Annotated in this window: 7 protein-coding genes; 3 read left to right on the forward strand and 4 right to left on the reverse strand. The window is 72.1% G+C overall.

All coding sequences use genetic code 11. The features are described from left to right. On the forward strand, nucleotides 1-511 hold a 511-nt coding region (groEL, locus tag D6689_02190), incomplete at its 5' end, for a molecular chaperone GroEL (protein ID RMH44491.1). Nucleotides 512-679: 168 nt separating this feature from the next. Here groEL and D6689_02195 read toward each other — a convergent pair. The 3 genes from D6689_02195 to D6689_02205 all read right to left on the reverse strand — a co-directional run bounded on the left by D6689_02195 (nucleotide 680) and on the right by D6689_02205 (nucleotide 4,445). Then, complete coding sequence (locus D6689_02195) at nucleotides 680-1,570, reverse strand: peptidase M14 (GenBank protein ID RMH44497.1); 891 nt, start codon at nucleotides 1,568-1,570, stop codon at nucleotides 680-682. Nucleotides 1,571-1,673: 103 nt separating this feature from the next. Further along, complete coding sequence (gene lnt, locus D6689_02200) at nucleotides 1,674-3,491, reverse strand: apolipoprotein N-acyltransferase (protein ID RMH44492.1); 1,818 nt, start codon at nucleotides 3,489-3,491, stop codon at nucleotides 1,674-1,676. 9 nt (nucleotides 3,492-3,500) lie between these two features. Then, nucleotides 3,501-4,445, reverse strand: a complete 945-nt coding sequence (locus D6689_02205) for a diacylglycerol kinase family lipid kinase (protein RMH44493.1) — start codon at nucleotides 4,443-4,445, stop codon at nucleotides 3,501-3,503. 119 nt (nucleotides 4,446-4,564) lie between these two features. Between D6689_02205 and D6689_02210 the strand changes: the two genes are divergently transcribed. Further along, entirely contained in the window at nucleotides 4,565-6,178 is a 1,614-nt protein-coding gene (locus D6689_02210; GenBank protein ID RMH44494.1) for a hypothetical protein, read from the forward strand. 15 nt (nucleotides 6,179-6,193) lie between these two features. Here the strand turns inward: D6689_02210 and D6689_02215 are convergent, their stop codons facing one another. Beyond that, the gene (locus D6689_02215) at nucleotides 6,194-7,297 is read right to left on the reverse strand and encodes a (Fe-S)-binding protein (protein RMH44495.1); all 1,104 of its coding nucleotides are present in this window, start codon (nucleotides 7,295-7,297) and stop codon (nucleotides 6,194-6,196) included. 23 nt (nucleotides 7,298-7,320) lie between these two features. On the opposite strand from D6689_02215, the gene D6689_02220 reads away from it, so the two are divergent. Then, the coding region (locus tag D6689_02220) for a cystathionine gamma-synthase (GenBank protein ID RMH44496.1) at nucleotides 7,321-7,518 on the forward strand (198 nt) is incomplete at its 3' end.

Consider the following 7,518-nt stretch of genomic DNA (forward strand, 5'->3'; position numbering starts at 1 on the left):
CGTGGGCGGCGTCGCGGTGATCCGCGTCGGCGCGGCGACCGAGGTCGAGATGAAGGAGAAGAAGGCGCGCGTCGAGGACGCGATGCACGCGACCCGCGCGGCCGTCGAGGAGGGCATCGTTCCCGGCGGCGGCGTCGCGCTGCTGCGCTGCCTGCCCTCGCTGGACAAGGTCACGTTCGACGATGACCGCCGCTACGGCGTGGACATCGTGCGCCGCGCTCTCGAGGAGCCGCTGCGCCAGATCGCCCGCAACGCGGGGCTCGACGGCTCGATCGTCGTGTCGAAGGTCAAGGAGGCCGAGGGCAACTTCGGTTTCAACGCGCGCACGCTCGAGTATGCGGACCTGGTGGCCGACGGCGTCATCGACCCGACGAAGGTCGTGCGCTCGGCGATCCAGAACGCGGCGTCGGTGGCGGGCCTGATGCTCACGACCGAGGCGCTCGTCGCCGAGAAGCCGAAGAAGGAGGAGCCGTCGCCCGGGGCTCACGGCGCCGGGATGGACGACTTCTAGTCCGAGCTGACCGCGGCCGGATGGCCGTTCGCGGGCCGGGGCAATCCGCCTCGGCCCGTTTTTTCTTCGCGCGCTCCGCGGTCCGGCGTGGGATGCCGCCGTGATGCGGCGAACGCGTCGCGTGCGCGCGTGCGGGCGACGAACCGGCCGTCCGCGGGGGCGCGCAGGTCAGCGGGCCGCGACGACTCCGAGATGAATGATGCGCGACCCGGCGCGCGCGGCCGGATTCACGCTCTTGCCGACGACGATGCCGTCCTCCGGCGCGCGGTACTCGCGGACGACGTCTCCCCACACGTTCTGCAGCCGCGCGATCACGTCCCCCTCGTGGACGGTGTCGGTCACGTTGGGCAGAACCGTGAGCACGCCGCCGCGGTCCGTATAAAGCCAGTACGACCGCTTGCACTCGATCACGTCGTGGGTATCCGGGTCGCTGAGGTCGTCGACCATACCGAGGTGCTCGAGCACTTCGACGATGCCGAGACGCGCGGACCGAACGAGTCCGCGTTGAAACCGCTGTGGGTCGCCGACTTCGACGGTGACGGCGTGCGCCCCGAGGTCCTCGACCGCAGCCCGCAGCGTGCCGTCGCCCGCCGCGCTGTGGACGATGATCTGCGGCGACAACAGCCGCGCGATCGTAGCCGTCACCGGCTTCGTCATGTCGGCGCGCACGTACAACGAGTTGACGCGGCCGAAACTCGCGGTGTGCAGGTCGATCAAGTAGTCGAAGTGCCGCGCGACGCGGTCGATAAAACGATGCGCGTACAACTCCGATTCGTTTCCGTTGGCTCGCCCCGGCATGATCCGGTTGATGTCGGTGCCGTCCTCGAACTCGCGCTGCTGCCGCAGATAGCCGGGGATGTTGACGATCGGAACGGCGACGATCGTCCCGCGATGGAGATGAACCGGCTTGAGCTGTTCCAGCAGCCGGTGAATGACGTGAACCCCGTTGAGTTCGTTGCCGTGCACGGCGGCGGTGATCCCGACGACCGGCCGCGGATCCTCGGCACGCAGCAGGATCGCCGGCACGAGGGTCTCGTTGCCCGTCGCGTTCTCGGTCATTACGACCCGCTGGCGGGTGATCTGGCCGACCGGGATCGACTCGATGTCGATGGCGGATACGATCGCGGGGCGCTGAAACGGTGGTGGCTGCACGACCGTGAGCCTACCGTGAATTCGTGTCGAGCAGGCGCGGCGGCGCGTCCGTGCGACGCCGAACGCGCGGCCACACGAGCCACAGGCCGACCAACGCGATCGCGCACAGCCAGCCGAACACGTTGCCGTGTCGCGCGTAGAACGTATCGCCCGCGCCGTCGTCGCCGCCGAGCAAGGTCACTTCCGCCAACAGCGCGTCCATGCCCTTTCGCCCGCACCGACCTCCGAGGCACGCATAGCCGCCCGGGCACGCGCCGTCGTCGCGACAGGGGCCCTTGTCCTCGACGCCAGGGTCCATCGCGTACGTCTTGGCGTACACGCGGCCGGTCGCGTCGATGAACGCAGACACGCCCGTGTTGACCGCGCGCACGAGGTCGGCGCGCAGCTCCACCGCGCGGAACACGGACAGCGCGAGGTGTTCCCACGGTTCGGACGTGTCGCCGAACCACGCATCGTTGGTGATGTTGACGAGCACGTGGGGGCGCTTCGCCGCGAGCTGCCGGCCGAAGTCCGCCAAGATGTCCTCGTAGCAGATCAGCGGTCCGATACGCCAGGTGCGGCCGGCGTGGTCGAACGGGAACGTGGTGACGCCCGCGCCGCGGTGAAACTGAGAGCTGGCCGCCGGGGTGAGCTTCTTGACGAGATCGAACGTGTCGTACAGCGGCACGTACTCGCCGAACATGAGCAGGAACACCTTGTCGAACCGGCCGACGAACCGGCCGTCGCGGTCGAGCATCAGCGCCGAGTTGTACGGGTAGTCGTCCGGGTTGGCGTAGCTGCGCGTGACGGCGCCGAAAATCAGCGGGACCGAGAAGCCCGCGCGCACCCGGTGGCGGTTCGTCTCGGGCAGGTCCGTGCCACCGGCGCCGGGGTCGGTGAGCTCGCGCGGCAGAGTGTAGGGGTACGAGGACTCGGTCCACACGACGAGGTCGGCGCCGCGCGGGCCGTCCACCGGCTTGCCGGTGCGGTCGACGGCCGGCACTTCGCCCCGCTCGAGGCGCGCGCTTTGCCGTTGCAGCTCGCGGAGTTGACCGGCCGCTAGATCGCGCCGCCGCAGGCCCTTTTCGTCGAGGCCGATGTTGCCCTGTACGACGCCGACGAACGCGCCGGGCGCGCTCGCTCGTTCCGCCGACACCTGCGCGATGCGCGCGTAGCCGAACGCGAGCGCGCCACCGACCGCGGCGGCCGCGGCCACGGCGGGGACGATGCGGCGCCTGGGCTGCCGCTCGGTCATCGCGTCGTACGCTGCGCCATTGACCGCGAGCAACAGCGCCGTGACGCCCAGCGGCCCGGTGAGTTCGGCGATCTGAATGACCGGGACGACCCACGCCTGCGTGATCGCCAGGTACCACGGGAACAGGAACGGCACGACCATCTCGAACGCGACCATCGCGATGGGGGCGACGAGCGCCATCGGCAGTGGCCGGCCGAGCCGCGCGGCCGACGTGCGGCGGACCGACCGCACGGCCGCCGCGAACAGCCAGAACACGACGGCCTGATAGGCGGACAGCAGTACGAGTCCGAGCAGGCCGACCGCGTACGGCATGTGCGCAAACCGCACCAACAGGTTCGCGATCCAGTAGAACCCGCCGGCGTTGGCGACGAAGCCGGTGAGCCAGCCGTAAAACAGGGCGCGCCGCCGCGTCGGGGCGCGTTCGATCGCCCACAGCGACGGGACGGACGCGATCCATGCGAGCGGCCAGATGTCGAAGTCGGCGCACGACAGAAACCACAGCGTGCCCGACAGAACGCACGCGCCCGCCTCGAGCCAGCGGTCGCGGCTGCCGCGCGGCGCGGCGGCGGTGTCGGTCCCGCGGTCAGGCGGCACGGCGAACTCCTACGGCGCGATGACGCGGAGCGCGCGCGGCACCACCTCGAACGTGGCGGGCAGGCGGCCCGGGGTTTCGCCGTCGACGTCGAGGCGCACTGGCTCGGTACCGAGCGGGCGCGCGTCGACTCGGCGGGCGCGCCGATGGTGCACCTTGGTCAGCGACAAATGCGTGCCGGTGTAGAGCCGGTAGCCGTCGCGCACCATGTCGCGTGCCGTGAGGTCGCCGATCACGACCACGTCGAACGCGCCGTCGTCGAGTTGTGCGTCGGGGGCGATGTGCATGCCGCCGCCGAAGTAGCGACCGTTGCACACCGCGACCGTATTGATCGTGTGCTCCGTCGCCGTCGCGGAGTCGCCGTCGAACACGAGCTGCACCCGCTGATTCTGGTAGGAGAGGCTCGCGCGCACGGTTGCGATCGCGAACGACGCGAGGCCGCCGAGTAGTTTGGTCGGGCCCTCGTTGACGTATTGATCGACCAGCCCGCTGATGCCGAACGAGGCGATGTTGACGAACATCCGCGTCGCCGAGCCGCCATCGCCGCCGGTGTAGTCGAGGCGGCCGACGTCGATCGTCTGGCGGTTGCCACGCCGCAGGATGCGCGCTGCCATCGCGATGTCCTTGGGGATGTGGATGGTCTTGCGGAAGTCGCCCCCCGTGCCGAACGGCAGAATGCCGAGGGCCGCTTCCGTCGCGACGGGGCGCCCGCCGTCGAAGAAGCCGTTGGCGACTTCGTTGATCGTGCCGTCGCCGCCGATGGCGACGACGACGTCGGCGCCGGCGTCGATCGCCTCGCGTGCGAGCCGGGTGGCGTCGCCGGGGCCGCGGGTGAGCGCGTCCTCGAACGCACCGAGTTCGCGGCGCAGTTGGGCGGCGATGTGCGACCACTTGCGGCCGAGCGCGCCGGCTTGGGAGCGCGGGTTGACGACGACGACGATGCGGGGACCGGCCATCGGCTCGCGAGCATAGCAGCCGCCGCGCGCGCCGGTGGCTGCAGGCCGCCGGGAATCCGCCGTCGCCGGCCGCGGCGTGCGCCGGTCGGCACGGCCGGGGGGCAGGAACGGGTTGCCCGATGCCCAACGCGGTCGGGCGCGCCGGCGTGTGGTCGACGGGCGCGTCTGGCATACGATCGACGCGAATGTTCGACGCGCACGCTCTCGACCGCCTCGACGCCGCGCTCCATCGCGCGGCGCCGCCCGGCGTCGACGCACGAGTCGACCGCGCGCGCCGCCGCGCCGCCGGTGTGTACTTCACGCCGCCGGCGCTGGTCGAGTTCGTCGTGGACGCGACGCTGTCCGCGGCGTGGGCAGCGCGGCCCGCGAGCGCCGGGCCGTTTCGCGTTCTCGATCCGGCGGCCGGCGACGGCCGCTTCCTCGCGGCGGCGGCCCGTTGGATCGCGGCCCGTACCGGCTGTTCGCCGGCCGCGGCGCGCCGGTGCGTGATCGGTATCGAGCGCGACCCGGCGCTGGCGGCCCGCGCGCGGGACGCGGTCGGGCCGGGCGCCGCCGTGCACTGCGCCGAGGCGCTGCTCGGTGCGCCCGCGGTCGGTCCCGTCGACGCCGTGGTCGGCAATCCGCCGTACGTTCGCTCGGTTCGGCTCGAGCGGTCGGACCCCGCGCTGCACCGGGCGCTGCGCGGCGCATTCGCCGCGACGTCGCACCGCGAGTGGGATCTGTACGGCGCGTTCATCGAGCGGTCGCTGGCGTGGCTCGCACCGTGGGGGCGGGCGGGGCTGGTCGTACCATCTCGCTGGCTCACCGGCGCGTTTGCGGCCCGGCTGCGCGCGAAGCTGGCGGCGAACGGTGCGGTGGCGGCTCTCGTCGACTTCGGCGAGCGGCAGATATTTGCCGGTGCAACTACCTACGCGGCTGTGGTATGGTTGGCCCGCGTGAACCAGCGCGCCGTCAGGGTCGCGCGGTGGGTCGGCGGCCGATGGAGGATCGGCAGCGTGGACGCGGCCGGCCTCGGCGCCGCGCCGTGGCGGCTCGCCACGGGGGCGACGCGGGAGCTGCTCGACGAACTGGCCGCGGCGGGGCCGCCGCTGGGACGCATCGCCCGCATCGCGAAGGGCGCGGGTACGAACGCCGACCGGGTGTTCGTGATCGAGCGCGGCTGGTCGCGGGCGCTCGCCGAGCCGGTCGACCTCGAGCCGGCCGCCACGCGCCCGGTCTTGCGCGGCCGCGACGTCGCCCCGTACGGCCGCGTCGACCCCGACGTGCGCATCGTCTACCCCTACGACGACGCCGGCCGGCTGGTGCCGCCGGATGAGCTTCCGCCGCGCGCCGCCGCATACCTGGCGCGGTGCCGCGACCGGCTCGAGGCTCGCGAGCGCGGCCGCTATCGGGGCGCCCGGTTCTACCGGTTCGGCCGCCCGCAGAACCTCGCGTGGTTGGCCGACCCGGCACCGAAAATCGTCGTGCCCGACGTCGCGAGGACCGGCCGCGCCATGGTCGACGCGGCCGGCGCGATGGTGCTCGACTCGGCCTACGCGGTGCGCCCGCTCCCCGGCGCTCCGGTGGGCATCGACGCGCTGCTCGACCTGCTCAACTCGCCGGTGGTCGACCTGTGGCTGCGCGAGACGGGGCTGCGGTTGCGCGGCGGCTACGTGCGCATGAAGACCGCCTATTTGGCATCGCTGCCCGTCTGCCCGCCGTCGCTGTGGAGCGCGGCGGCGGCGGCTCTGTGACCGCGCGCCGCCGCGTCACTCCGTCGCCGCCGCGATGCCGCGCGCGAGCGCCGCGGGCAAGTCGTCGACCCGCACGGAACTCGGCGCATTGCGGCGCAGCATGAACGCGCACGTGGCGCAGGCCGTGACGACGGTGCCACCGCCCTTGCGGGCGATGTCCGCCAGCCGGCGGCGCGCCATCGCGTCCGCGACCGCGGGCATCGTCTTCGGCAGCGCGCCCGCGCCTCCGCAGCATTCGGTGTCCTCGCGCGACCAGGAAAACTCGCGCACCTGGGCGACTCGCGCGAGGGCGCGCCGCGGAGCTTCCATCACACCGGCATGTCGCGCCAGGTAGCACGGGTCGTGATAGTAGACCGCGGGCTTGTTCGCCGGCTCGGGAAGCCGATCGATCAGTTGCGCGAAAAATTCCGACAGGTGCAGCACCTCCGCGCCGAGCGCGACGCCTTCGGCCGGGTACAGGGAGCGCAACGTCGGTACGCACGCCGAGCAGTTGAGGATGATCTGGCTGCAGCCCTTGAGCGCCGCGGCGACCTTCTCGGCGTGCCAGCGAAACATGTCGGTGTGACCGGCGGCCAACAGCGGATAGCCGCCGCACACGGGAGCGTCGACCGGGACGCGCACGTGCTCGGCCCCGGCGCGGCCGAACAGGTCCAGGGCGGCGGCGACGCCCGCAATGTCCTTGTCGATCGCGTCGCACCCGGGCCAGAATACGACCAGGGCGTCGGCTGCGAGCAGATCGCGCGGCAGCGCGTCGCGGCGCTTGCGCGCCAGCCGCGCCTCGCGCGCGCGGAACCGATCGGGGTAGTCGGCCAGGGCTGGATGGCCGACGCCGCGCGCCACCGCCTCGGCCCGCCCCGCCATGAGCACGGTACCCGGCTCGTTGCCGTGCTCGCAATAGACCGTGCACTGGCGGCAGCCCGTACACGCCCACAGCGGCTCGGCGGAGGGGGCGTCCCACCCGGCCACGCCGCGCCGCAGGTCGTGCAGGCGCGCCATCTTCTGCTGCGGGATCCACGTCTCGCGGCCCGTCGTGGTCGACACCGGGCAGGCGTGACGACACATTTTGGGACAGTACGTACAATATTCGAGCTGCGTCGACACGCTCGGCGGGGTGCGCACGGCGGCACTATATCATCGGCGTCATGTCGCTTCGCTCCGCCACCGTCGCAGCCCACGCCGGCGTGCCCGAACCTCGCTCGGTCTCCGCGCCTCACGTCGCTCCGCTCGTACAAGTGTCGGCATACGACTTCCCCACGATCGCCGCATCCGAGCCGGCGATGCAGGGCGACGGCTACGTCTACGCGCGCCACGGCTTGCCGAACCCCGACCAGCTCGCGCGC

This window comes from Deltaproteobacteria bacterium, assembly GCA_003696105.1.
GTDB lineage: Bacteria > Myxococcota_A > Polyangia > Haliangiales > J016 > J016.